At 36.2% G+C, this 23,203-nt stretch carries 28 protein-coding genes; 18 read left to right on the top strand and 10 right to left on the bottom strand.

Translation table 11 applies throughout. The features are described 5' to 3' along the window. Positions 1 to 35: 35 nt before the first annotated feature. Positions 36 to 272: a YuzB family protein gene (locus MHB44_RS17690; protein WP_341300227.1), complete on the bottom strand. Its 237-nt coding sequence runs from the start codon at positions 270 to 272 to the stop codon at positions 36 to 38. A gap of 296 nt (positions 273 to 568) precedes the next feature. Between MHB44_RS17690 and MHB44_RS17685 the strand changes: the two genes are divergently transcribed. Next, positions 569 to 1,633, top strand: a complete 1,065-nt coding sequence (locus MHB44_RS17685; protein WP_341300226.1) for an NAD(P)/FAD-dependent oxidoreductase — start codon at positions 569 to 571, stop codon at positions 1,631 to 1,633. A gap of 63 nt (positions 1,634 to 1,696) precedes the next feature. Here MHB44_RS17685 and MHB44_RS17680 read toward each other — a convergent pair whose 3' ends face one another. Next, positions 1,697 to 2,032 (bottom strand): YuzD family protein, encoded by a 336-nt coding sequence (locus MHB44_RS17680; RefSeq protein WP_341300225.1) that lies wholly within the window; start codon positions 2,030 to 2,032, stop codon positions 1,697 to 1,699. 83 nt (positions 2,033 to 2,115) lie between these two features. Between MHB44_RS17680 and MHB44_RS17675 the strand changes: the two genes are divergently transcribed. The 4 genes from MHB44_RS17675 (at position 2,116) to MHB44_RS17660 (ending at position 4,608) form a co-directional block, all read left to right on the top strand. After that, a complete protein-coding gene (locus tag MHB44_RS17675) occupies positions 2,116 to 2,352 on the top strand; it encodes a NifU family protein (RefSeq protein ID WP_341300224.1) in 237 nt (78 codons plus the stop codon). Between the two features lie 357 nt (positions 2,353 to 2,709). Continuing rightward, positions 2,710 to 3,069 (top strand): response regulator, encoded by a 360-nt coding sequence (locus tag MHB44_RS17670; RefSeq protein WP_341300223.1) that lies wholly within the window; start codon positions 2,710 to 2,712, stop codon positions 3,067 to 3,069. A 5-nt stretch (positions 3,070 to 3,074) separates the two neighbouring features. Beyond that, positions 3,075 to 3,707, top strand: coding sequence for a hypothetical protein (locus tag MHB44_RS17665; protein ID WP_341300222.1), 633 nt, complete (start codon positions 3,075 to 3,077; stop codon positions 3,705 to 3,707). Next, on the top strand, positions 3,700 to 4,608 hold the full coding sequence (locus MHB44_RS17660) for a sensor domain-containing diguanylate cyclase (RefSeq protein WP_341300221.1): 909 nt from the start codon (positions 3,700 to 3,702) through the stop codon (positions 4,606 to 4,608). Before MHB44_RS17665 ends, MHB44_RS17660 begins: the two co-directional genes overlap by 8 nt. 170 nt (positions 4,609 to 4,778) lie before the next feature. Here the strand turns inward: MHB44_RS17660 and MHB44_RS17655 are convergent, their stop codons facing one another. Further along, positions 4,779 to 5,471: a DUF2225 domain-containing protein gene (locus MHB44_RS17655; protein WP_341300220.1), complete on the bottom strand. Its 693-nt coding sequence runs from the start codon at positions 5,469 to 5,471 to the stop codon at positions 4,779 to 4,781. A 187-nt stretch (positions 5,472 to 5,658) separates the two neighbouring features. On the opposite strand from MHB44_RS17655, the gene MHB44_RS17650 reads away from it, so the two are divergent. After that, positions 5,659 to 6,033, top strand: a complete 375-nt coding sequence (locus MHB44_RS17650; protein WP_053995009.1) for an iron-sulfur cluster assembly accessory protein — start codon at positions 5,659 to 5,661, stop codon at positions 6,031 to 6,033. A 159-nt stretch (positions 6,034 to 6,192) separates the two neighbouring features. Here the strand turns inward: MHB44_RS17650 and MHB44_RS17645 are convergent, their stop codons facing one another. Both MHB44_RS17645 and MHB44_RS17640 read right to left on the bottom strand, forming a co-directional pair. Next, positions 6,193 to 6,375 carry a hypothetical protein gene (locus MHB44_RS17645; protein WP_341300219.1) on the bottom strand — a complete coding sequence of 61 codons (183 nt, stop codon included), beginning with the start codon at positions 6,373 to 6,375 and terminating at the stop codon, positions 6,193 to 6,195. Positions 6,376 to 6,693: 318 nt separating this feature from the next. Beyond that, positions 6,694 to 7,044: a hypothetical protein gene (locus MHB44_RS17640; RefSeq protein WP_341300218.1), complete on the bottom strand. Its 351-nt coding sequence runs from the start codon at positions 7,042 to 7,044 to the stop codon at positions 6,694 to 6,696. A gap of 323 nt (positions 7,045 to 7,367) precedes the next feature. On the opposite strand from MHB44_RS17640, the gene MHB44_RS17635 reads away from it, so the two are divergent. Both MHB44_RS17635 and MHB44_RS17630 read left to right on the top strand, forming a co-directional pair. After that, positions 7,368 to 7,865 carry an NUDIX hydrolase gene (locus MHB44_RS17635; RefSeq protein ID WP_341300217.1) on the top strand — a complete coding sequence of 166 codons (498 nt, stop codon included), beginning with the start codon at positions 7,368 to 7,370 and terminating at the stop codon, positions 7,863 to 7,865. A 125-nt stretch (positions 7,866 to 7,990) separates the two neighbouring features. Then, positions 7,991 to 8,320: a YuiB family protein gene (locus MHB44_RS17630; protein ID WP_053995006.1), complete on the top strand. Its 330-nt coding sequence runs from the start codon at positions 7,991 to 7,993 to the stop codon at positions 8,318 to 8,320. A gap of 89 nt (positions 8,321 to 8,409) precedes the next feature. Here the strand turns inward: MHB44_RS17630 and MHB44_RS17625 are convergent, their stop codons facing one another. Further along, complete coding sequence (locus MHB44_RS17625) at positions 8,410 to 8,892, bottom strand: divergent PAP2 family protein (protein WP_341300216.1); 483 nt, start codon at positions 8,890 to 8,892, stop codon at positions 8,410 to 8,412. A gap of 123 nt (positions 8,893 to 9,015) precedes the next feature. Here MHB44_RS17625 and MHB44_RS17620 point away from each other — a divergent pair, with 123 nt between their 5' ends. From MHB44_RS17620 to cysI, 7 genes are all read left to right on the top strand, one after another. Next, entirely contained in the window at positions 9,016 to 10,524 is a 1,509-nt protein-coding gene (locus MHB44_RS17620; protein WP_341300215.1) for a leucyl aminopeptidase, read from the top strand. A gap of 134 nt (positions 10,525 to 10,658) precedes the next feature. Further along, complete coding sequence (locus MHB44_RS17615) at positions 10,659 to 10,871, top strand: hypothetical protein (protein ID WP_053995003.1); 213 nt, start codon at positions 10,659 to 10,661, stop codon at positions 10,869 to 10,871. 250 nt (positions 10,872 to 11,121) lie between these two features. Then, on the top strand, positions 11,122 to 11,895 hold the full coding sequence (gene cobA / locus MHB44_RS17610) for a uroporphyrinogen-III C-methyltransferase (protein WP_341300214.1): 774 nt from the start codon (positions 11,122 to 11,124) through the stop codon (positions 11,893 to 11,895). A 9-nt stretch (positions 11,896 to 11,904) separates the two neighbouring features. Then, positions 11,905 to 12,642: a sirohydrochlorin chelatase gene (locus MHB44_RS17605; protein ID WP_341300213.1), complete on the top strand. Its 738-nt coding sequence runs from the start codon at positions 11,905 to 11,907 to the stop codon at positions 12,640 to 12,642. Continuing rightward, complete coding sequence (locus MHB44_RS17600; RefSeq protein WP_083448523.1) at positions 12,642 to 12,791, top strand: YezD family protein; 150 nt, start codon at positions 12,642 to 12,644, stop codon at positions 12,789 to 12,791. The genes MHB44_RS17605 and MHB44_RS17600 overlap by 1 nt, the downstream gene beginning before the upstream one ends. Positions 12,792 to 12,826: 35 nt before the next feature. Further along, positions 12,827 to 14,626 (top strand): assimilatory sulfite reductase (NADPH) flavoprotein subunit, encoded by a 1,800-nt coding sequence (locus MHB44_RS17595; protein WP_341300212.1) that lies wholly within the window; start codon positions 12,827 to 12,829, stop codon positions 14,624 to 14,626. Between the two features lie 25 nt (positions 14,627 to 14,651). Further along, entirely contained in the window at positions 14,652 to 16,373 is a 1,722-nt protein-coding gene (gene cysI, locus MHB44_RS17590; RefSeq protein ID WP_341300211.1) for an assimilatory sulfite reductase (NADPH) hemoprotein subunit, read from the top strand. Between the two features lie 65 nt (positions 16,374 to 16,438). On the opposite strand, the gene MHB44_RS17585 is transcribed toward cysI, so the two are convergent. The 4 genes from MHB44_RS17585 to MHB44_RS17570 are packed head-to-tail and all read right to left on the bottom strand — an operon-like array spanning position 16,439 to position 20,180. After that, entirely contained in the window at positions 16,439 to 17,038 is a 600-nt protein-coding gene (locus MHB44_RS17585) for a response regulator transcription factor (RefSeq protein WP_083448522.1), read from the bottom strand. Further along, positions 17,028 to 19,064, bottom strand: a complete 2,037-nt coding sequence (locus MHB44_RS17580; protein WP_341300210.1) for an ATP-binding protein — start codon at positions 19,062 to 19,064, stop codon at positions 17,028 to 17,030. Before MHB44_RS17580 ends, MHB44_RS17585 begins: the two co-directional genes overlap by 11 nt. A gap of 16 nt (positions 19,065 to 19,080) precedes the next feature. Continuing rightward, positions 19,081 to 20,013 (bottom strand): class 1 isoprenoid biosynthesis enzyme, encoded by a 933-nt coding sequence (locus tag MHB44_RS17575; RefSeq protein ID WP_053994997.1) that lies wholly within the window; start codon positions 20,011 to 20,013, stop codon positions 19,081 to 19,083. A 2-nt stretch (positions 20,014 to 20,015) separates the two neighbouring features. Continuing rightward, on the bottom strand, positions 20,016 to 20,180 hold the full coding sequence (locus tag MHB44_RS17570; RefSeq protein ID WP_161804067.1) for a hypothetical protein: 165 nt from the start codon (positions 20,178 to 20,180) through the stop codon (positions 20,016 to 20,018). A gap of 232 nt (positions 20,181 to 20,412) precedes the next feature. Between MHB44_RS17570 and MHB44_RS17565 the strand changes: the two genes are divergently transcribed. Genes MHB44_RS17565 through MHB44_RS17555 form a run of 3 tightly spaced genes read left to right on the top strand, consistent with a single transcriptional unit; the run spans position 20,413 to position 23,168 of the window. Beyond that, positions 20,413 to 22,137: a hypothetical protein gene (locus tag MHB44_RS17565; RefSeq protein WP_341300209.1), complete on the top strand. Its 1,725-nt coding sequence runs from the start codon at positions 20,413 to 20,415 to the stop codon at positions 22,135 to 22,137. Positions 22,138 to 22,156: 19 nt separating this feature from the next. After that, positions 22,157 to 22,783, top strand: a complete 627-nt coding sequence (locus tag MHB44_RS17560; RefSeq protein WP_341300208.1) for a hypothetical protein — start codon at positions 22,157 to 22,159, stop codon at positions 22,781 to 22,783. Then, on the top strand, positions 22,770 to 23,168 hold the full coding sequence (locus MHB44_RS17555) for a hypothetical protein (RefSeq protein ID WP_341300207.1): 399 nt from the start codon (positions 22,770 to 22,772) through the stop codon (positions 23,166 to 23,168). The genes MHB44_RS17560 and MHB44_RS17555 overlap by 14 nt, the downstream gene beginning before the upstream one ends. Positions 23,169 to 23,203 lie beyond the last annotated feature (35 nt).

Genomic DNA, 23,203 nt, shown 5'->3' with positions numbered 1-23,203 from the left:
GTAGCATAACATCCTCTTTACTTAGGCATATAACTTTACCATAAAGGATTTTCTTCAATAAATTGATAAATAGCTTTCGTGAGAGCCTCAGGAGAATCAGCCTCTACTAATTCGCCATTGACAATTGCATAAAAAGTTTCTGAACACTTTGTACAATAACTGAGGCAGCCATATTCCAAAACGTCAATATTTGGATCGCGTTCAAGTGCTTCATAAGTTGTCTGAGAGCCATTTGCTAAATTACTAATACAAAATTCAACCATTGGGTTCATATGTGTTGTGTCACCTCACCAAAGTAATGCTACTCGCTTTTAAGAAATTCGTCAACGATTTAAGTATTAGGCTTAGGGGAGACATAAGACAAATAGATCAATTCTATATTTGGTGATAAACATAAAAAATACTTATTATTTGTGCGAAAATCATTCAAAACAAAGAAGTTCTTATTTATTTTGTGAAATCTTTCACAAAAATGCATTCTTATATTGTGAAACTTCTCACAATCGGTTATACTCATTTGTGGATACTTTGTGAACAATGATTATAAGATGTATAAAAGGAGACTATTATGGGAAAATTAGTACTTTTAGGTGGCGGCTACGGCAATATGCGAGTAATGTTGCGTCTATTAAATAACCTTCCATTAGACAGAGAAATCGTGCTAGTAGACAGAGCCCCTTTCCATAGTTTAAAAACAGAATTTTACGCATTAGCAGCAGGGACTTCAACAGATAAAGAAATTCGTGTAAGCTTCCCAGAGCATGAACGCTTAACGGCTGTATATGGAGAAGTCGTTGGTATTAATCGTGCAGAAAAGGTAGTCATTTTAGAAGATGGCCAACGTATTGAGTATGATGATTTAGTAATTGGTCTTGGCTGTGAGGATAAGTATCATGGTGTTTCAGGTGCAGCCGAGCACACATATAGCATTCAAACAATGGGGAAATCACGCGCAACGTACCAAGCGCTTTGTGGTTTACCAGCAGGTTCTACAGTTGGCGTTGTAGGCGCTGGCTTAAGCGGGATTGAGCTTGCAAGTGAGCTGCGTGAAAGCCGTTCAGATTTAAAAATCAAGCTATTTGACCGCGGTCCACGTATTATGAAGGACTTCCCAGAAAAGCTGAGTAAATATGTAAAAGATTGGTTTATCAAACATAATGTTGATGTAATTTCTAATTCAAATATTACAAAAGTAGAACCAGGTAAAATTTACAACCACGAAGAAGAAATTGCTCTTGATGCTGTTGTATGGACTGCAGGTGTACAGCCTGTAAAAATTGTGCGTGACATGGATGTTGAGAAGGATGGGCAAGGTCGCCCGCTAGTTACACAATATTTTAATGTACTCGATGATGAGCATGTTTATGTTGTAGGTGACTGTGCTTCCTCGGAATTTCCACCAAGTGCCTATTTAGCAGAAGCGCAGGCGGAGCAAATTGCAAAAGTACTTCGTATGCGTTGGAAAGGTGAGCTATTGCCCGAAACAATGCCAGAAATTAAAATAAAAGGCTTTGTCGGCTCTCTCGGGAAAAAACAAGGCTTTGCCTATTTAGCAGATACAACAGTAACAGGACGTATTGCTCGTTTAATGAAATCAGGTATTTTATGGTTATATAAATATCAAAACGACTAATAAGGCCAAGATATAAATAGTATGGCAGGATATTTCTTGCCATACTATTTTGCTTTTGGGTGATTAAACAGTTTTATCTGGTATAAAGCCTAGATTTTCTAGTGCTGTAAATACAGGCTTTAATTGGACATAGCCTTCGCCAACAACTTCATTATTAATAAGGACAAGTGGATAGAAGAACTCATCTTCCTGAATACGTGTTGCATATTCTTGGTCTCGTTCATTCTCAATTGGTCCCTCAATATCGATATAGCGAATATCATAGGCTTGATATGGGTATTTACGATTGATGGCAGCTTGTAGCCATTCGTATGTATCTTTGGAGGATGGAGCATTGACACAGCTTGCACAGATGACAGCTGTTCCATAAATTTCAATCATAGGTTTGGATGGTAGCATTGTATTTTCTCTCCTTGCGATTCAATATTGGATTTTTTCTGTTGCTAACATTATAATCATTATAAGGAAAGGAGTCGAGATAAATGGCAGAAGCAACAATTAACGATCAAGTTCAAGAGGTATTAGATAAATTACGTCCATTCTTACTACGTGACGGTGGAGACTGTGAATTAGTCGATGTTGAGGATGGCATTGTGAAATTACGCTTATTGGGCGCATGCGGTAGCTGCCCAAGTTCTACAATTACCCTAAAGGCTGGTATTGAACGTGCATTATTAGAAGAAGTACCAGGCATTGTAGAAGTAGAGCAAGTATTTTAATGGATCATAATAAGCCTATCTGACTATCGAGTATTCCCTTTGTTGTAGGGGCTGGAACAAGTTAGGCAACTTGAGGGAGATGCTGTCTGTATACTACAGATGGCATCCTTTTTTAGTAGTGCTTTATCAAAAGCGTTATGAACAAGCCATGAGGTTGTTGGGAAAATTAACTTCTTTGATGGCTACAAGCTTTTTTTCTGCTACTGATATATTTTTTATTATATAAATATTGTAGTTATTCTCTAAATATAATTATTTTTAACAATATTTTATAGAGAATTAGTAAAATAATTTCAACCAGTTAATAAATATGATATTATGCAAGAAATATGCTTTTATAAGCGAGGGGAAAACTTTATGAAAATACTTGTAGCGGATGACTCTATGTTTTCTCAAAAAACAACGATCAAAACTTTAAAATCTATTTATCCAGATGCTATATATAAAACAGCAAATGATGGTTTTGAATGTATTCAAGTATATGCAGCCTTCCTGCCTGATTTCGTATTCATGGATTTATTAATGCCCAAGATGAGTGGGCAAGAGGCAATTAAACAAATACTCGATAAATACCCAACAGCTAAAATTATTGTGCTTTCGGCTGACATCCAATTGGCGGTTCGTGCTGAGGTTTTATCTGCTGGCGCGTTAGCATTTATTAATAAACCAATAAATGCTACAAAGCTAAAGGAGATTGAATTATTGATAAAAGGGTGATTTCGTTGTTAACACCAACACAAGAGGATATATTAAAAGAGCTCTATAATGTATTTGTGGGCGAGGCGGCTAACATATTATCAGAAATTCTTCAGAAAAGAATTTTTTTGTCAGTACCAGAAATAAAGTTACTGTCCTTGCATGAGTTAAAGTCTAGCGAGAAAGAAAATCTTATTCCAGTATTAAACGGCACGGTACTATCTACCTCTTTAAAGTTTGGCAATGTTTTTTCAGGTAGAGCGGATTTTATTTTTCCGGCTGAGCAAATTAAATATGTAACTGCGCTTTGCCTAGGGGAAGAATACATAGTAGAGGATGCAGAATTTTCATTTAATGATGAAGATTTTGATATTGTAAAAGAAATAGGTAATATTATTCTGAATTCAATTATGGGTGGTATGGGAAGCTTGATGGAAATGAAGCTAGAGTATGACGTTCCACAAGTAATTTTACATAGTGCAGGAGAATTTTGTAAAGTACTTGCTAGCTCAGAAGAGAGCAATTTACTATTGCTATATGTGAGTTTTGGTGTGGATAATTCAAAGGTGCTCGGATTAATTTTGATTAAGTTTTCATTAGAATCAGTCGAATTTTTAATACAAAAAGTGAATGAGATTAGTAGGGATTTGAATGAATGATTTATATGTAGCAATCATCAATCAACTAGATAACGGCATAATTTTATTGGATGAGCAAATGAATATTCAATTATGGAATAAATGGTTAGTCAAGTATACAGGTAAAAGCGAGAAAGAAGTGAAAGGCTTGCCGGTCACAACGGTCGTTCCACGCTTCAATAAAAAGGTTTATGCCTATATGTTTGAGAAGGCTTTATCGGATGGACAAAAAAGCTTTTGCTCAGCAGCGATGCATCACTATTTTGTGGACAGCCACTGTGCGGATATGAAGCAGCCACGTCAAAATATCTTAATTCAGCATTTACAAGTAGCGCATCAATCCTATTTAATGATAGAGCTTTATGATGTAGACAATCACTATAAACGTATTCAAAATTTAAATAAGTCCTTACAAAGCTCTATTGATTTTTCAAAAAGCTTGGAGCAATTCGTTTATTACGATAGTTTAACAGGTTTACCAAATAGAAAATTTATTTTAGACCGTTTAGAGCATTTAATCAAAGAAGAGGATAAGGTATTTTCACTATTTTTTATTGACTTGAATGGCTTTAAGGCTGTTAATGATCAATATGGGCATTTACAAGGAGACCTGCTATTGCAAATGTTTGCTGAACGCTGTAAGCAAATTGTTCAAAAGCAGAAGGTTGTGGCACGACTAAGCGGAGATGAATTTCTCCTATTAGTGGAAAATAGAACGTCTATCGAGGCTGTTGAACAGTATGTAGCAAAAATAAATAAGCTGTTACAGGAGCCATTTATTATTGAGGAACAGCAAATCACCATTTCCGCAAGTATTGGCTATGCATGTTTCCCACAGGATGGGGTCACAGCGAAGCAACTATTGAATGTTGCAGATTATCAAATGTATGTGCAAAAAAGAGCGAAGAAGAAAGGTTTTTAACAAGAAAAGATGTTACTGCTGTCGATCATGAAGCAGGGCTGGTATATAACTAATTAAGCTGTACAAAGAAAAACCCAAACGATTACAAAATACTTAAATTTAGTGTTTTGCAGGATGGTTTGGGTTTTTCTTTGGTTGAAATATATATCTATATTAGACTAGCATTTTCACTATGCATCATGGTCATGCTTTTTTTCTTCTCGTATAAGCGCCCACTGTTCTTTGACCATATCCATAATTTTTGCCTCTCCACTAACATTTTGTTTTTCAATGACTCTGGAAAAGAAGCGTGTGGCATTTTCGATATCACCAATACGTCTCGATAATTCAGCAATCATATAAATAATGCGTACAGTGGACATTTGAGTTGAACTATAATCCTCTGTAGAGTATGAGTCCATATATTTATCCCGAGCTAATTTTAAAAAACGCTCCTCTTGCCCTTTATTATTGAGGGAGCGATAGAGCCACGCAAGACGTAGAAGTAATCCAGCAATAGCTACATTCTTTTCTTTTTTTATTGTGCCACAAAGAAAGGCAAGCTTATAGGCTTGAATAGCCTGAAACACAGTACGTTCTCCCTTGAAAGCATGATGTACCCATTTTTCGGTAATTTGCGTACGAATTTCATCCTGAATACCTGGTGCAAAATATTTGGTAAAATCTTCAGTAAAGGAAAAACCACAATGCTCACAAACAAAGACATTGTAGTAAAGAGCATTAACATCATTGGCGTAGATAGGTTGAAAGTCCGTTTCTGTATGATCTATTTTAATAAATTTTGAGCGCACTTTTAATGTTGGAAATTCTTTTTTACAATTTATACATTGAACTTGCTTTTCGTAATATGGTGAAATCTCCATATCTAATTGCCCCCTTCAGCGACGTTATTGTAACTATTATACCAGTGAGTGATATAGAAACATGAATAAAAAATACTAAATATGTGAAAAAAATAAGAATTATAATGGAAAACTGATTGGAAGCGGAATATTTGTCATACAATAGCTGAAATTGATATGATAATACATAAGAAAGAAGGTGACTGGGATGACAAGTGTAAAGCAAATAATTGAAATCACACAGGCTGCCGGGTTCCATATTCAGGAAATGATGGAGCATAACGAAGAGCAAGGTGCTTGTTTACGTGTAGTCGTAAATGGTGGCGGCTGTAGCGGCTTATCTTATGGGATGCATTTTGATAAAGAGAAAAAGGAAGACGACTTTGAAGATGTCCAGCATGGTTTAACAGTTCTTGTTTCCCGCGAAGATGCGCCGATTTTAATGGGAACAAAAATTGACTATAAACAATCGCTCATGGGCGGAGGCTTCACCATCGACAATCCAAATGCCATTGCATCATGTGGCTGTGGCACGTCATTTAAAACAGCAAAGCGTGAAGGCTCGCCTGAAGTTTGTGAATAATAGAACATGACTTACTAAAATAAGCCTCTTTGATTTGTTTGGTAGCAGAACACATCAAAGAGGCTTTTTGGTCGCTTAACTACTTTATATACGTATTACATTATCAAATGCTGTGGAGATGTCATTAACGTGAATATCAATAGTATTATGGGGAGAGTCTCATGTTAATGGATAGATATGAGCTTCTCGTGCATGGCCTTGCTGATTTGTCACATCTAACTTTACAATGAATATGTTGTTCTGCGTTTCACCATCTGCTGTAATTGTTCCTGTTGACCGAAAAATAATATAAGCAATATCCTTACCTTCATTGATTAATTGAAGTGTATATTTTTCATCCATTACTTCTTGGACATTATCAGGAGCAATACTAAGTTATTTTGACGAATGACAAGCTGTTAAAAGAAATACAGTTCAACACAGTAAAAATAATAATTTTTTCAATGTGTCTTCACCTACCATACAGTATTAAAAAAAAGCGATGATGATAAGCTAGATAAATAAGCTTACACCCGCGTGCATCATATAACCGATGATTTTTATTGGTTTTGGAAGTTTTTTGATGTTAGCTTAGTCAGGTGTACCGATATGTTTCTTTAAAAAATCATTGCCATCATCGAATGGTTTTTTATGATTCATCACATCTCACCTCTTAGTTTTTCACGTATATTCCACAAACACTACCTTTACCGATAAAGTAATATCATGAGGAAGTGCCTCATCTTCTACTAAATAAGAAATGATGTATGGACCTTCTGGTAAATAGTCAAAGGCTTGCTCATAACTCTCATTTGTCTTTAAAGTGTCAGTTACGATTTCCCTAGGATCCTCTGTATGACAAATAGCATATCTAAAGTTTTTTGTGCCTGTATTGATTATAGATACCTTCGCCTTCAAAAAGTCATGAGTTGTAAAATATGTTTTACTTTCACCGATAGCAGATGTAATTTGCTCATCCACCTCATAAGTACGAGTCACTTCAATTTGATCTTTCACTAGCGCAGTGTCCAATAAAATCAGTTCCTTTTGGATTGTTTTCTCCTCTGCTTAGAATGAGTTTCCTCCTCAGGTAAGTTTGTACTACAGCCTAGCAATATAAAAATAATAGAGCTGATAGTTATTAATTTATAGATGTTCATTGATATATACTTCTAAGTGATTATTTTTAACTATTATAGTTAAATAATATAATAGTTGCATTTTTTATTTATTGCTATGCTGATTGCATTAAGAGCAAGAAGCTTTTTTCTAATAAGGATTCGCTATAAAATAGTGAATAAAGCTTCAACCTATGAAAAGTAAGCAGGTATAATAGCTATATAGAGGTGAGAGTGATGAGAAAAGATCGAGGGAAAATTTGGCTAGGTGTATCAGGTGTTACAGTGAATCAGCTTGGGCAATGGTTGGTGGTGAAAAAGGCATATAGTGGCTTAAAGGGACGTTGGTCATTGCCAGCTGGTTTCGTGCAGGCTGGTGAAACTGTTGATGAGGCGGTCATTCGTGAAATAAAGGAAGAAACGGGAATCGACTGCAAGGTATCGGGTTTAATTGGCTTTCGGACAGGTGTTATCCGTGATGACATCAGTGATAATATGGCTATTTTTTATTGCCAAATACAAGATGAGCAGCAGCAAATATGTATTCAGGAAAATGAAATATTAGAGGCAAAATGGCTGTATCCACAGGAGCTTGCACAAGATGAAATGACATCTGTTATGCTAAAGGAGATGGCCTCCAACCAATTCGAAAAGCATCAACTAGAAGCGATAGAAGGCATTAATCCAGGGGACATTTTTGGCTACACTTCTTATCGCTTGTTCTTTAAAAAGTAAAAGCACCGTTACCTGCGAAAATAATCTACTTAAATATGTCGAACAGGCGAAAACAAAGCTATGTTCATTGAAAGCGTTGTCGTAATCATGTAAACTAATGAGAGGAAAACGGAGGTTATACATACATGGAAGGTCCAGTTTCATTAGTACAGTTAATTATTTCTATTTTGCTATTTTTCGTCATGTTCTTTGGTATCGGTTTTTTGCTAAATATGTTGTTACGTATGACATGGTTAATGGCGATTGTGTATCCAATTGTTGTCATTTTTATTGTGGATGAAGTAAGCTTTTTAGATTATATTTTTAAGCCAGGCTCTGCATTTCCTGCGTTAATGGATAAATTCCAGGCTCTTCAGTTTGTTGATATTGCCATTTTATCAGGGGGCTTTGCAGGCTCCATTGTGGCGGGTATTGTGATGATTTATTTACGAAAAAGTGGATATCGAATGTTCTAATGTGCTAAGTATTCTTCTTTCAATTGAGGGAAGAATACTTTTTTTATACAAAGGAACACAGCCTCCGTCAAGAGGATGTGTTAATAGCGCTATAGTAAAAGCTCATAGGTGATAATGGCGATAAAAATACCTGTAAGAGCTCCGAAAAATACCTCGCTTCGTTTATGACCCAATAATGTTTTTAATTCCTCCATTTTCTCTTGCCCATCCATCTGTGGCCATTTTTTTAAATCATGGAGCAATGTTTGAAAATCTTTACGCAACTGGTTTAAGACTGCCGCATGTTGTCCCGCTTGGTAACGTACACCACTTGCATCATACATCACGATAAAGGAAAACATGGCAGCTACTGCAAAAATAGGCGAATCTAAGCCCGTCTCATAAGCAATAGCGGTGGTTAACCCAGTGACGGAAGCGGAGTGTGAGCTAGGCATGCCACCAGTTGAAGTAAAAAGGCTCCATTTTATTTGTCTCGTCATTAAGAAATGGATAGGGATTTTAACGAACTGTGCAAAAATAACGGCAAAGAGAGCAACGAGTAAAGGGGTATTTTGGAGTAAACTCAAATTCATCACAACCTTTGCAAATAATTACGTTTATTATAACATTCATTATTTTCTAAAAGAAGGTATAGGCAAATATTACGTGCTTTTTAGAAACTTCGTTATAATAGTATGTGGAATGGAGGAGTTTACATGCATATTGTAAAAGAGGCAAAAACATTTGAAACGATTTCTACTGAACTGATAGTGGTAGGAGTCACGAAACATCGTGAACAAATGCAGACTTGGGCAAGCTTTTCATCCTTTTACGGGGAATCCCTTGAGACATGGATTAATGCAGGGGATGTATCGACTGCATTAAAAAAGCTAACAAAATTACCATTTGTCAAAGATCATGCTAGCCTTAAACGTATTTTATTTGTTGGTTTGGATGAACGTAAAAACTTAACAGAGGGCGATCTCCGAGCAGCATTCGGTCTAGTAGGGAAAGAGCTAAGAGCTTTAAAAGTGAAGGAGTATTCGATTTGGCTTGAATCGTTTACAACCGAATCCATTACAGTAGCAGATGTAGCCTTTTTAGCAGGTGAAGGTATAGGGCTTGGCTACTATTCAATTCCTCATTATAAAACGACTTCAAACGAGGTGGATAAACGTATAGATGCCGTTCATCTTGTGACAGCAGCAGAGGATTTAGATGTAGTAGTAGCGAGCTTTGAAGTTGGTGTGATTTATGCGGATGCCGTAAATGAGGCACGCAGTTTAATTAATTTACCGCCAAATTTATTAACAGCTACTGATTTAGCTCACTATGCAGAGTCGCTTGCTGCTAACTATAATTTTGAAATAGAGATTTTAGAGAAGGCCCAATTGGAGGAGCTTGGAATGGGCGGTATTTTAAGTGTGAATCAAGGCTCCTATGAAGAACCTCGTTTAATTACATTAAAGTATAAGGCAACAGATGATTTTGAAGAGCCAATTGGTCTTATTGGTAAAGGTGTCACGTATGATACAGGTGGCTATTCTTTAAAACCAAGAGATGGAATGGTTGGTATGAAAGGTGATATGGGCGGTGCAGCTGCTGTACTTGGGGCAATGAAAATTATTGGTGAGTTACGCCCAACCAAAAATGTTGTCGCTGTTATTGGCTCTACGGATAATATGGTATCTGAGAGGGCTTTTAAACCAGATGATGTGATTACAACATATAGTGGGAAAACAGTAGAAGTATTAAATACAGATGCAGAAGGACGTTTAGTGTTAGCGGACGCTACTACTTATGCGAAACAGCAAGGTGCTACAGCGCTAATTGATGTAGCTACATTAACAGGTGGCGTTATTACAGCACTTGGTATGGATAAAACAGGCGCACTATCCAATGACGATGCATTTTTTGCGGCATTTATGGAAGCGGCAAAAGAAACAGATGAGTTCGTATGGCGTATGCCTTTAACCGAAAATGACAAAAAGCGTATCCGTAAATCAGATGTGGCTGATTTAAATAACTCACCAGGTCGTGATGGTCATATGATTTTTGGTGGTGGCTTTGTTGGTGAATTTGCTGGCGATACACCATGGATTCATTTAGATATTGCTGGTACATCCGATGCAGCAGCAGTTCATGATCTAGGTCCTAAAGGTGGTACAGGCGTGATGGTACGTACACTTGCTAATTTTGTTCAACGCTTAGGCGAGGAATTATAGAATAGAATCATCAGCGAGGTGTTTGTTCTCGCTGATTTTTTTGTGATTCAAGCGCTAATTCTGATAGATTAGGCATTGCACATATGATAGATGTATCCACCTTCATACGATAGAGTAAAAAGAGGAGGTAGCATATGCGCAATTTCGGAGGTTACCCTGGAGGGGGATTTGGAGGTTTTATTTGGCCATTTGGTGCACCATTTTTTGGAGGGTTTTTAGGTAGCTTACTTGGCTCACAATTTAATCAATACCCAAATTACCCGTATTATCCAAACTATCCAAATTATCAGCCATATCCACGAGGTCCATATTTTCGACCAGGTCCACGATCTCGGAGACCTTGGTAAGAACATAAAATAATGGCCAGTTGTCAATTTGTAAATCGACAACTGGTTTTTTTATGTTTAAAGATCAGCATTTCACGAAGTATCAAAATATATGTTGACAGAATATACTGGATTATATATTATTCTTATTATATTACTAAGAATTAAATAATGTAGCTGACTAGTAAACTAGAGGCTTTTATTGTGGATAGGCGTTTTTGTGCCTAGAAATAATAATGGCCTTTTTTCTTTACATAAGGAGTGAAATAAAATGGGGAAAGTTTATATTGTAGGGGCTGGTCCTGGAGATATTGACCTTATTACAGTAAAAGGATTGCGCTGTATTGAAAGCGCAGATGTGATTTTATACGACAGACTTATTAATAAAGAACTGTTATCCTATGCTAAAAAAGATGCTAAGCTGATCTTTTGCGGTAAATTGCCACAACAACATGCCATGATTCAAGAGCATATTAACCAAACACTTGTCAGTTACGCCCAACAAGGGTTAACCGTTACAAGACTCAAAGGAGGAGATCCATTTGTTTTTGGAAGAGGTGCAGAGGAAGCAGAAATGCTAGCTAAGCATCAGATTCCATTTGAGGTTATACCTGGTATTACATCAGGCATTGCTGCACCAGCTTATGCAGGCATTCCAGTGACACACCGAGATTTAGGCTCAAGCTTTGCTATGGTCACGGGTCATATGCAGGATGATAAGGAAGATGAAATTCGTTGGGAAAGTCTTGCAAAAGGAATTGACACGATTGCCATTTATATGGGGGTTGGTAATCTGCCATACATTCGCCAGCAGCTACTGAAATATGGGCGTGATCCAGAAACACCTGTTGCGCTTATTCATTGGGGTACATTTTCTGCTAAACAAAAAACCGTTACAGGTACTCTAGCAACAATAGAAGATATTGTGCGTACAGAGAATATTCAAAATCCAAGTATTATATTGGTCGGAAAGGTTGTGACATTAAGAGAAACTATTCAATGGTTTGAGGATAGTCATACACAGCTAGCCGAAATTTCTGGATAAGGATGTGAAATGATGCAAGCCATTTTATATATTGCACATGGCAGTCGTGTAAAGGCAGGCGTAGAGCAAGCTGTTACATTTCTTCAGGGGGTGCAACAGGAGATTTGCGCACCAATTCAGGAAATCTGCTTTTTAGAGCTTGCCACACCGACCATTGCGGAGGGAATTGCCAACTGTGTTTATAAAGGTGCAACAACGATTGCCATTATGCCGATTTTACTACTAGCTGCCCAACATGCTAAGCATGATATTCCATATGAAATTGCTAAGGCTCAAAAACAATATCCTTATATAAAATTTACCTATGGTGCGCCCCTAGGTGTTCATGAATTATTAATTGATACACTGCAGGCAAGAGTTATAGAAAAACAACAGCCAAATCAGCATGCTCGTGTTTTATTAATAGGCCGTGGTAGTAGCGATTCTACTGTTAAAAGAGATCTAGCCAAAATTGCGGCAAGATTGCAGGCTAAATATAACTATAAGGCTGTAGACACCTGTTTTTTATATGGGATGGGACCAACCTTTGAGGAATGGCTACAACAAGAGCATCAACAGCAAGTTTTTATTGTGCCTTATTTATTGTTTACAGGTATTTTACGGCAAAGTATTGCTAAACGGTTACAGGAGGTTGACAACCAAAACATTATTTTATGTGAAAGCTTAGGCTATGACAACAATGTAAAAAAAGTGTTAGTGGAGCGTATTGATGAATTACTACATTTTAAAGAGGAAGGTGTTTCGTAATGGTAGATAAAAAGACTGAAAACGTAAATCTAGCATTAGAAAATGTCCGACAAATATTAAATACTGTGAACCACGGATCTATTACATTGATTGTACAAAACTCCTATGTGGTTCAAATTGAGAAAAAAGAAAAAATAAGACTGCGATAATCGTCAATGATTACTATTTTGTGAGGTGGCAAAGATTGAAACTGCAAGTAATAAACAGTCCATTTAATGAAGAGCAGATAAAGCTATTAAACGAGCTTCTGCCGAAACTAACGATTGAACAAAAAATTTGGCTAAACGGCTATTTAAGTGCATCACAAGCAACACAGGATACTCTGCCTGTTGCTGAAAGTGCACCGCCAGTAGTGCAACCAGTGGCACAAGAATTAACGATTTTATATGGCTCTCAAACAGGTAACAGTCAAGGCTTAGCTGAAAAATATGCCTCAGCTTTAAAGGCTCAAAACGTTGATGTTACTGTTGCATCATTAGGAAAATTTAAAGCGACTAATTTAAAAAAGATCACGAATCTTTTACTCATTGTCAGTACACATGGTGAAGGAGATCCACCAGACCAAGCAATCCAATTTTACGAATTTTTGCATAGTAAACGAGCACCTAAGCTAGACCATCTGCATTATTCAGTTCTTGCCCTAGGCGATAGCTCCTATGAGTTTTTCTGTAAAACAGGAAAGGACTTTGATGAACAATTTGCTAAATTAGGTGCAACAAGGATAGCTCCACGTACAGATTGTGATGTGGATTATGATGATGATGCAGCACAGTGGTTCTCAGTTGTACAAGAGAAGTTTTTGCAACAGCCTACTGAAGTAGTGACAAGCCCAGCACAAACTGAGCAAACACAAGCATCGGATGCTACTACATACACGAGAAAAAATCCTTTTTATGCTGAAGTGCTAGAAAATCTTAATCTAAATGGTCGTGGCTCTAATAAAGAAACACGTCATATTGAGTTATCCATTGAAGGGGCCAATTTCCTGTTTGAGCCTGGCGATAGTATTGGTATTCAGCCAGAGAATGATGAAAAGCTAGTAGATGCCTTATTGACAGCATTACAGTTTGATCCAATAACGGAGGTATCTGTTTTTGATGAAACATTGTCAGTAAAGGATGCTTTACAGAAAAAGCTTGAAATTACGGTACTATCAAAGCCAGTGTTAGAAAAAATTGGTGCTTATACAGAACACCCTGAATTTTCGAAGCTTCTTGAAGAGTCAAATACATGGAAGGACTATGCAAAAGGAAGAGATTTACTTGATGTAGTAGAGGATTTTGCACCATTTACATGGACTGCCCAGCAATTTGTAGAAATATTGCGCAAAATCCCTGCTAGACTTTATTCTATTGCTAGTAGTCAAAAGGCGAATCCTGATGAAGTCCATTTAACGATTGGCAAGGTAAGCTATGAAACAAATGGACGACAACGTTTAGGCGTTTGCTCAGGCAGTGTGGCAGAGCGTATTCAAATTGGAGATACATTGCCAATCTATGTTCATAAAAACCCGAACTTTAGCTTACCAGAAAATGAGGATACGCCAATTATTATGATTGGTGCAGGCACAGGGGTAGCCCCATATCGCTCTTTTTTAGAGGAACGAGAGGAATTAGGCATTGAAGGAAAAGCTTGGCTTATCTTTGGCGATCAGCATTTTGTCACAGATTTTCTATACCAAACAGATTGGCAACGCTGGTTGGCTGCAGGTACGCTAAGCAAAATGGATGTTGCCTTTTCACGAGATACAGATAAAAAAGTATATGTTCAACATAAATTGGAAGAACAGGCTGCAAGCTTTTATGAATGGCTGGAGCAAGGTGCTGTGATTTATGTATGCGGTGATGAAAAAACAATGGCGGCGGATGTAGATGCAACCATTCACCATATTATTGAACAGCAGGGACAAAAAACACCAGAGGAAGCAAAAGCCTTTGTGAACGAATTAAAGCAACAAAACCGCTATCAACGTGATGTTTATTAAGTTTTAATTAGAGGAGCGATAAAGAATGACAGAAAAAATAGTTTTACCTCCACAGCCTGGGAACCCCAGCGATGTAGAACGTATTAAGACCGAAAGTAATTATCTTCGTGGCACACTTGAACGCACTATGAATGACCCATTAAGCTCAGGTATTCCAGAGGACGATAACCGCCTTATGAAATTCCATGGTAGTTATCTACAAGATGACCGCGATCTGCGTAACGAGCGTCAACGTCAAAAGCTAGAGCCTGCCTATCAATTTATGGTACGTGTCCGTACACCTGGAGGCGCGGCAACACCAGCACAATGGCTTGTGATGGATGAAATGGCGAGAAAGTATGGCAATGGCTCCTTAAAGCTAACGACACGTCAAGCATTCCAAGTACATGGTATTTTAAAATGGAATGTGAAAAAGTATATGCAGGAAATTAATGATGTATTATTGGATTCTCTTGCAGCCTGCGGGGATGTAAATCGTAATGTAATGTGTAATGTGAATCCGAATCAGTCAGCATTGCATGAGGAGGTTTATAATTGGTCTGCAAAACTGAGTGAGCATTTATTGCCTCGCACACGTGCTTATCATGAATTATGGTTGGATGGCGAAAAGGTAGTAGATAGCCAGGATGAAGAGATTGAACCGATTTATGGCGCACAATATTTACCACGTAAATTTAAAATTGGTATTGCGATTCCGCCAAGTAATGATGTCGATGTTTTTTCACAGGATATTGGGCTAATTGCAATTGTAGAGAATGAAGCGCTTATTGGCTTTAATGTAGCGGTTGGTGGAGGCATGGGTATGACACACGGTGATACTGCTACCTATCCACAGCTTGCACGTATCATTGGCTTTATTACGCCAGACAAGCTGCTTGAAACAGCGGAAAAAATTATTACGATTCAGCGTGATTATGGTAATCGCTCTGTTCGTAAAAATGCCCGCTTTAAATATACCGTTGATGCAAGAGGGCTTGACTGGTTTAAAGAGGAGCTAACACGCCGCCTAGGTTGGGAAATTGGAGAAACTCGTCCATTTGAATTTGAACGTACAGGCGATGAATTTGGCTGGATTAAAGGAACAGATGGTAAATGGCATTATACGTTATTTATTCAAAATGGCCGTATTAAGGACTTTGAAGATTATCAGCTATTAACAGGCTTACGTGAAATTGCCAAGGTCCATACAGGTGATTTCCGTCTAACACCAAACCAAAATTTAATGATTGGCAATGTAACAGCACAAAAAAAGAAAAAAATTAACGCGCTTATTGAGCAATACAAGCTAACAGATGGTGCCCATTATTCAGCGCTGCGCCGTAACTCGATTGCCTGTGTATCCTTACCAACATGTGGTTTAGCCATGGCTGAAGCAGAGCGTTATTTACCTTCGCTTATTACAAAAATCGATGCCATTATTGATGAGGCTGGCTTACATGAAACAGAGATCGTTATTCGTATGTCTGGTTGTCCAAATGGCTGTTCACGTGCAGCAATGGGGGAAATCGGCTTTATTGGTAAAGGTCCAGGGAAATACAATATGTATCTAGGCGCAAGCTTTACAGGAAATCGTTTAAATAAAATTTATCGTGAAAATATTGGCGAAGAGGAAATTTTAGCAGAGCTACGTCCAATTCTTCTGCATTTTGCCAAGGATCGTTTAGAGGGCGAGCATTTTGGAGACTTTGTGATCCGCGCTGGCTATGTAACGGCTGTCCACGATGGACGCGAATTCCATGCACAATAAGAAGATCAAAGCCATATCAAACACAATAATAGATAAGAGCTGTAAGGAAAGATACTACGTTTTCCTTACAGCTTCTTTTTGTTCACTAAACCTTGTTCTAAAGCTTTGACAACAGCCCCTACACGCGAATGGACACTAAGCTTGCGGATAATAGAGGAAATATGATGTTCGACGGTGCGTTTACTAATAGCGAGTTCTTTGCTAATCATGTCACTTGTTTTCTCTAGGACAATAAGCTGTAAAATTTCTAGTTCCTTTGGTGTCAATAATGTTTTTTCAAAGGAAGGAAACAGAGTATAGCCAGCATAAACTTTTTTCACTACGTCAATTAATTCTTCATTAGATTGCTCTTTTTTAATAAAGGCTTTAGCGCCAGCATTTTGAGCAGCCTGGATATAGGCATCGTCATCATAGCCTGATAGTATAATAATTGGCATAGTCGGAATATTTTTTAGAATAGTTTTGGTTAAGGTGAGCCCATTATATGTTTTGATACGAATATCCATCAATATAACATCAGGCTGTAAATATAAAATTTCCTCTAAAAGCTGCGAAGGATCAGCAATAGTGCCAACTACATGAATACTTGGCTCAGCCTCTAATACTGTTGCTAAGCTCTCCAATAGTAACATATGGTCATCTACTAATAATACGTTAATAGACATATTCTTCACTCCATTCCAGAGGTAATGTAATTGTAATGGTTGTATATTGATTTAGCTGGGATTCAATCATGAATTCTCCCTCTAATTGCTCTACCTTCTTTTGAATCGTCAATAATCCCAAATGTTGCCCTGTGTGTAATGTTTGCTGCTCAGGGATGATGAAGCCTTGTCCATTATCAGTGACAGTCATTAAAAGCTTCTGCTGTTTATCGTAAATAGCAATATGAATTTCTGTTGCTTCTGCATGTTTTATACTATTATTGACAAGCTCCTTTAGCATACGAAATAAATGTACAGCAAGAAAAGAAGGAATGCGCTCATCATCTATATCATATGTTAGATGCACATCAATAGCATGCTGTTGTTGAATATTTTGCTGTAAGGACTGTATGCTTAATGCAAGACCTAAATCCTCCACCATGATCGGATGCAAATCATGACACATAGCACGAATGGCTGTAATCGTATCTAATAAAGGTTGTTCGATTGTGTCGGTTGAACTTGTCTGTATTTTACGCATTAATAATAATAATTGCTGTAAAACATCATCATGAAGGAATAGAGCTAGTTGTTTACGCTCTTCCTCGATAGCTCCTAATAATTGTCGATTATAGTTTGTAAGCTTCTGTGACATTTGCTGTGCTTCCTGTGTGACTTTATCTATTTTTTGAATGGATTGTGCATGGGCAAATAATTGTACTGCTTCTGTATGAATGCTTTTTAGCAAGATAAGCTCATCTTTTTCCCATTTGGTAAAATTACTTTTGCGTCCAACAATAATAATTCCGCTAATTTCTGTACCATTGATAAGCGGCAATGTATGGTAAAGCGACTGCTTCAAAATTTCAGCATGATTTTGCTGTTGTTGTAGATAGTGCTGTATATCTTGTTGTGCTGTTGGAGAATGCTGAAATAAGCCTGAATCATAAAGAATTGTTGAGGTAGGCTGTGACCACACAATACATACCCCTTCTACATCAAACATTTTATGAAGTAATTGTGCAACACATTTAGCACAGTTGGGCAAAAATGCTTCAGAATTTATTTGCTGCAAAATATGCTGTTTTTCCTGCTGGATAGCTTGAAGCTTTGCTAGCAATTGTTTTTCCTCAAGATACTTTAGGATTTTGTAAAAAATAGAAAACAATAATCCACCAATGATAAAATTTGTTAGTTGTTGAGTAGAAAAGTGCAATAGCCCTATTAAAATAGCAAAGGTAATCAGGCAGGCTAAAAATATGGGCAGTAATTGTCTAATAAGATAACTAAAATTGATAATTTCCTGCTTTGTTAATAAATAAGCAAGTGTAATAGGAAATAAAACAACAGAGATAATCGAAAATTCATAGGGCACACTTGGAAGAGAAAAAATAGAAAGTTGAATCATACTTATTAAAACGGGTGTAAAAGATATAAAGAGGCTAATAACTAATATACGCAATTGATTCTGCACCCATTTTGTATGTGACAACCATTGCTTACTAAGATAATAGCTACATAATATAATGGAGATCATAATATTGAGAATGATCATGATCGGTATAAGAGTTGCTACCTGAGATGTTACTTGAACTATGTCTAAAATAATAATCGTCATCGCTATTATTAATGTTAACCATTTAAAGAATGATAAATGATTTATTGCTTTAGGGATAGGAAAGTATTCAAAAAAATGCATAAGAAAAAAAGGTGCTAGACTAATAGCCAACGCTTCAATCAAGGATGCAATCGGTATTTGATAACCTGATAGTTTAGCATAAGTAATCGCTATACCAGTGACACACATCAATTGAAAAAAACGTTGAACGATCACAGCTTTAGACTTTTTTAGATACGCATAAAAGCCAATACTTAAAAATAATAGCCCTATAAAATTTGTTGAATGGTTATACAAAATAAGCAATATCGTATTGAGATAGTCATTGCGATGGATTTGTGTATCGACTAGATGGAAGGGCTGTGTACGGATAACTGCGAAAATCCAAAGACTAGACAGAACAAGAAATAATAAAATACGCTGATACAATATAATGGACTCTCCTCTAATCTATTAAGTGAATAAGCTGTTTTATATAGGGTGATTTATCATTAAAATAGTGTTGTAATAATGATTTAGCTTTTTGAGTATAATATTTTGCTAAAATAGAGCAGTAGTCAATAGCTCCTGTTTGGCGTATATAATCTCTAATTGTAGTTAAATGCTTTGCGGTTATATCATGACTATGGATTAATTGTAACTGTGTTAACAACCAACCATGATCGTATGTGTTACTATGCTGTACTGCTTTAATCAAAGGAAGCGTAGCCTTTTGGGAGAGTAAATCATTTTTATGATCAGAAAAAATATCTTGTATATCATTTTGAAGCTGTGCCGCATAACCAATATAGGTGGCGATTTCCTGCAAAACAGGTAAGGGAATCGTTGAACGATGTAATTCAAATATAAGTTGTAGAAATGAACAAGATTTTTGTTGAATAATATGAAAATACTGCTCCTCTGTTGCTGCTGGATGTTCCATAGTAAGATGGAAATCTAGCCATTGTCCATTACCAGCATTGCGTAAATGACGGTGAATAATAGCAAATTGATCTATTGCAGAGGTAGCAGTATGCTGGATTAGTAAATGTAATGCCTCCACTAGTAATAAATTTCCAAGCATTAATAATTGAGATTTGGCTAGAGCAGTGTCTAAATGATTGTCATGGTCAACAACATCGTCCAATAAATCGGTAGCTAGCATCAATAATTCAATACCAGCAGCGTGTTTTACTTTTGTAGTATGCGATACAGTATTGATATCAGTTAAGAGAGAAAATGCATAGTAAGAAAATTCGCCCCAAGTAAAATCATCTGTATTTTGACTAAATATTTTACCACTTTGATGTAATAATTGTAAAGTAAGCTTTTGGATATCATACTCTAAGCCACTGGTAAGTAAGGTATTTTTAATAATAAATTGAATAGTAGGACGCACATCTATTTCCAACCTGGTGAGACTATATTCATCTTTCCATCAAATTGTAGTGCTAATAATTGAAATACCTCTGGCTCTAGTACTGATTCTGCATATACCCAATCCTCTGTAGAAAGCTCCTTTTTCTCTTTAAATAACTGAACAATTTCCCATAATTTTTGATTCATTTTCAAAAACACTCCTTAATAATAATAATTTTCCAATTTATATCATACTATAAAAACAAATAATAGTAAAATATTATCTTTATAGACAATATTATTAAATAGGTATATTCCGCAAGAAAATTACGGAATATACGGATATTTTTTTTATGTTTTATTTTGTTATGCTTTAGGAAATTAGCAAAATAATTGTAGACTTTTGTAAATTGATGAGAATAGAATAGAGGGGTTTTTCATGTTTAGAAATAGTTTACGCAGCAAAACATCATTGATAGGAATCGCCTTATTGTATATCCCTATGATTTATCTATTTACAAATCCTGGTGTACCACATGTAGGTGAATTTTTACTTTACACTAAATATTTAATAGGGTCTGGCATTGTGGCTTCTATTTTATGGGGATACTTTATGGTATCAGTCATTTATGTAAAGGTCGATCCGTCTAGTATGTTCTATTATGCAAGTTCTGTTAATTATTTTCGCCAAAATTTAATGCTATGGTATTTGAAAGTAATAACAGGTTTTACAATTTTACATAGTATATTCCTAGTTCTTTTCATTTGCTATTATAGTTATTTATTCCATTTTTCTTATGAATTAGTTGTTAGTATAGGTAGTGATTATGGTAATTATTACTATATGCCATTTTTAATAGGATTACTAATTGGTATGTTTAGTGCTGATATTTCCTATCGAAAGCTCAAAATGCTTGGAGCAATCTATGGATTAATGTTCTGTATTCCTTTGTTTATCAGTTTACTAATCGAATGGAAGAAGCCCTACTATGATTTATTTATTATGAATAGTCTACCTTATTATCCCGTACTTTCTGGATCGCTTCAGGCAGATGAATCATTGTTGTTTAAAGCACTATGTCTTATGTGGATTATTATTTTATGGCTAGTGTATTTGAGAATAAAACAGACAAAAGTATTGGTAGTAGCGATGTTTTTGGGATTACTTGTAATGAGTGTAGGGGTGGAACGTTTATATGCAGATGTCTTTCAAACAGCAAAGCATGCATTCTATTTCGAGCAGTATATTCATCTAAATACGGAGTTGTTAGAGCAAAAAAATAATTTATACAGTGAGGTTGAGGGGCAACAAATAGATATAAAAAAAATTGAAGTATCCCAGTTGCCAGATCAACGTATTGCATTTAACACTACGCAACTTCTACAAGCTACTGACCAAACTCGGTTTTTTTTAAATAAGTTATTTGATGTAAAACGAGTAACAATTAACAACCAAGAAATGGATTTTGAACGACAAGGAAATCAAATTATTGTAAAAGATGCAGTACAAGGTAACATAACGTTTGAATATATAGCTCAACATGGTGATGGCTTAACACCTATTCAAGATGGCAAACTTTATTTACCTTATCACTTTAATTGGTATCCAACAGTGGTTGAGCCTGTTGATTATCTATTAAATGAAAATGAGCAACCAACATTGAATCGCTTCAATGGTCAATGTCAAAAAAATAGTATTATGGTGGCTTCATCATTAGCGAACTTACAATCAATAGATTCAACTTCTTGCCCCACATTGATTATTGGTAAATATAGTACAAAGACAGTTGGGCATTATACAGTGTATATACCAATCATATGGAGTGCTACCAATGACGAAATTAGCAACTATCTAAATCAAGTTGAGCAGTTTCATAGAAGACAGTTAGCAAACCAAAGTTTTTCAAAGGTAAAAAAAGTAGTCGTTGTTCCTAAATTTGAAGTGGATGTTCCTCAATCTATCGACGATTTTTGGATTAATGGAGATACCCTTTTTATGATGATAACACCTTTTCAAAATGTGAATACTCTTGGATTATTTAAGGAAATTACAGAAGAATCGCTACAATCTATAGCCTATCGCTATTTTTTACAACAGGGGATAGATGCTAATGAAGCAATAGAAAGAGCGACAGAACAGGTTCAGCATTTTCTCAAATCATAGAAATAAGGAGAAATACACAATGCTTACTTTTCAAAATGTTTCGTATAAAAAAATTTTATATAATGTCACGATCGAAATACCAGGCACATCTTATATTATTGGACGAAATCAGATAGGGAAAACAGATTTACTACAAATGCTTTTTTATCAAAAAAAATTGACAGAAGGGGAAATACACTTACAAGAAAATATTAAACTGGGACACTCTGTATTAGGGAGAAGACAAGCATTCTTTTTAGTTCCTGAAAATATTGGGTTGAAATGGAAAGATTTTAAATTATACACAGTATATAGACTATTCACAAAAAAATCCTTTGTAGTCTCAGGATTATGTTTAGATTACCATTTAGATGGTCAAATGTATTTTCATCAGTTAAGTCATTTTTTAAAGCTAGTGTTTTATACACATATTGCTATGACGATGAAGATTCCCATTATTTTATATGACGAACCATTTAAAATACTAGATTTTGAAGAGCGATCTCAGTTTTTAGATTTTCTTAAAAAATGGGGAAATACATTATTATTTGTTATTACAGGTAACCGTATGGAGCCCGATATTTCCCAATCTGTCCAACAAACATTTTTATTAGATAGTCGTACATTAATACCATTGAAAGGAGGTGAGAAATATGCTAATTTGTAAGAAAAAGGGTAAGCTGAATAAGATATTTAAATGTGGTGCATTAGCTGTCATGCTTGGCGTTGCTAGCTCAGCCTATGCAGCAGGGACATCTACAGCATACATATCTGTAGGTAGTTCAAGTGCAACTGGAAGTAACGTAACAGCTACTGGAACATCTGGTACTTTGACAGTGACATCATCAGGTCCGGCGTTTTACGTACAGGGCTATGCTAAAGTGTATAAAAATTGGTGGCCAGATACGATTAAGGCAAACTTAATTGCAAACCCAGGAACATCCACATCCACACCTTTTACAGCAACAAGTGGAGATCAGTATTATGCACAAGCAAATACACAGGCGAATACAACACAAATTTCGGGTAGTGCTAAAGTCACGGTGAATTAAGCTAAAAGATGCATCGCAGTTTATTGCGATGCATC

It is taken from the genome of Lysinibacillus sp. FSL H8-0500, assembly GCF_038051955.1.
GTDB classification, from domain to species: domain Bacteria; phylum Bacillota; class Bacilli; order Bacillales_A; family Planococcaceae; genus Lysinibacillus; species Lysinibacillus macroides.
The sequence above is the reverse complement of the archived record's forward strand: the minus strand, read 5'-3'. Positions and strand labels throughout refer to the sequence as shown.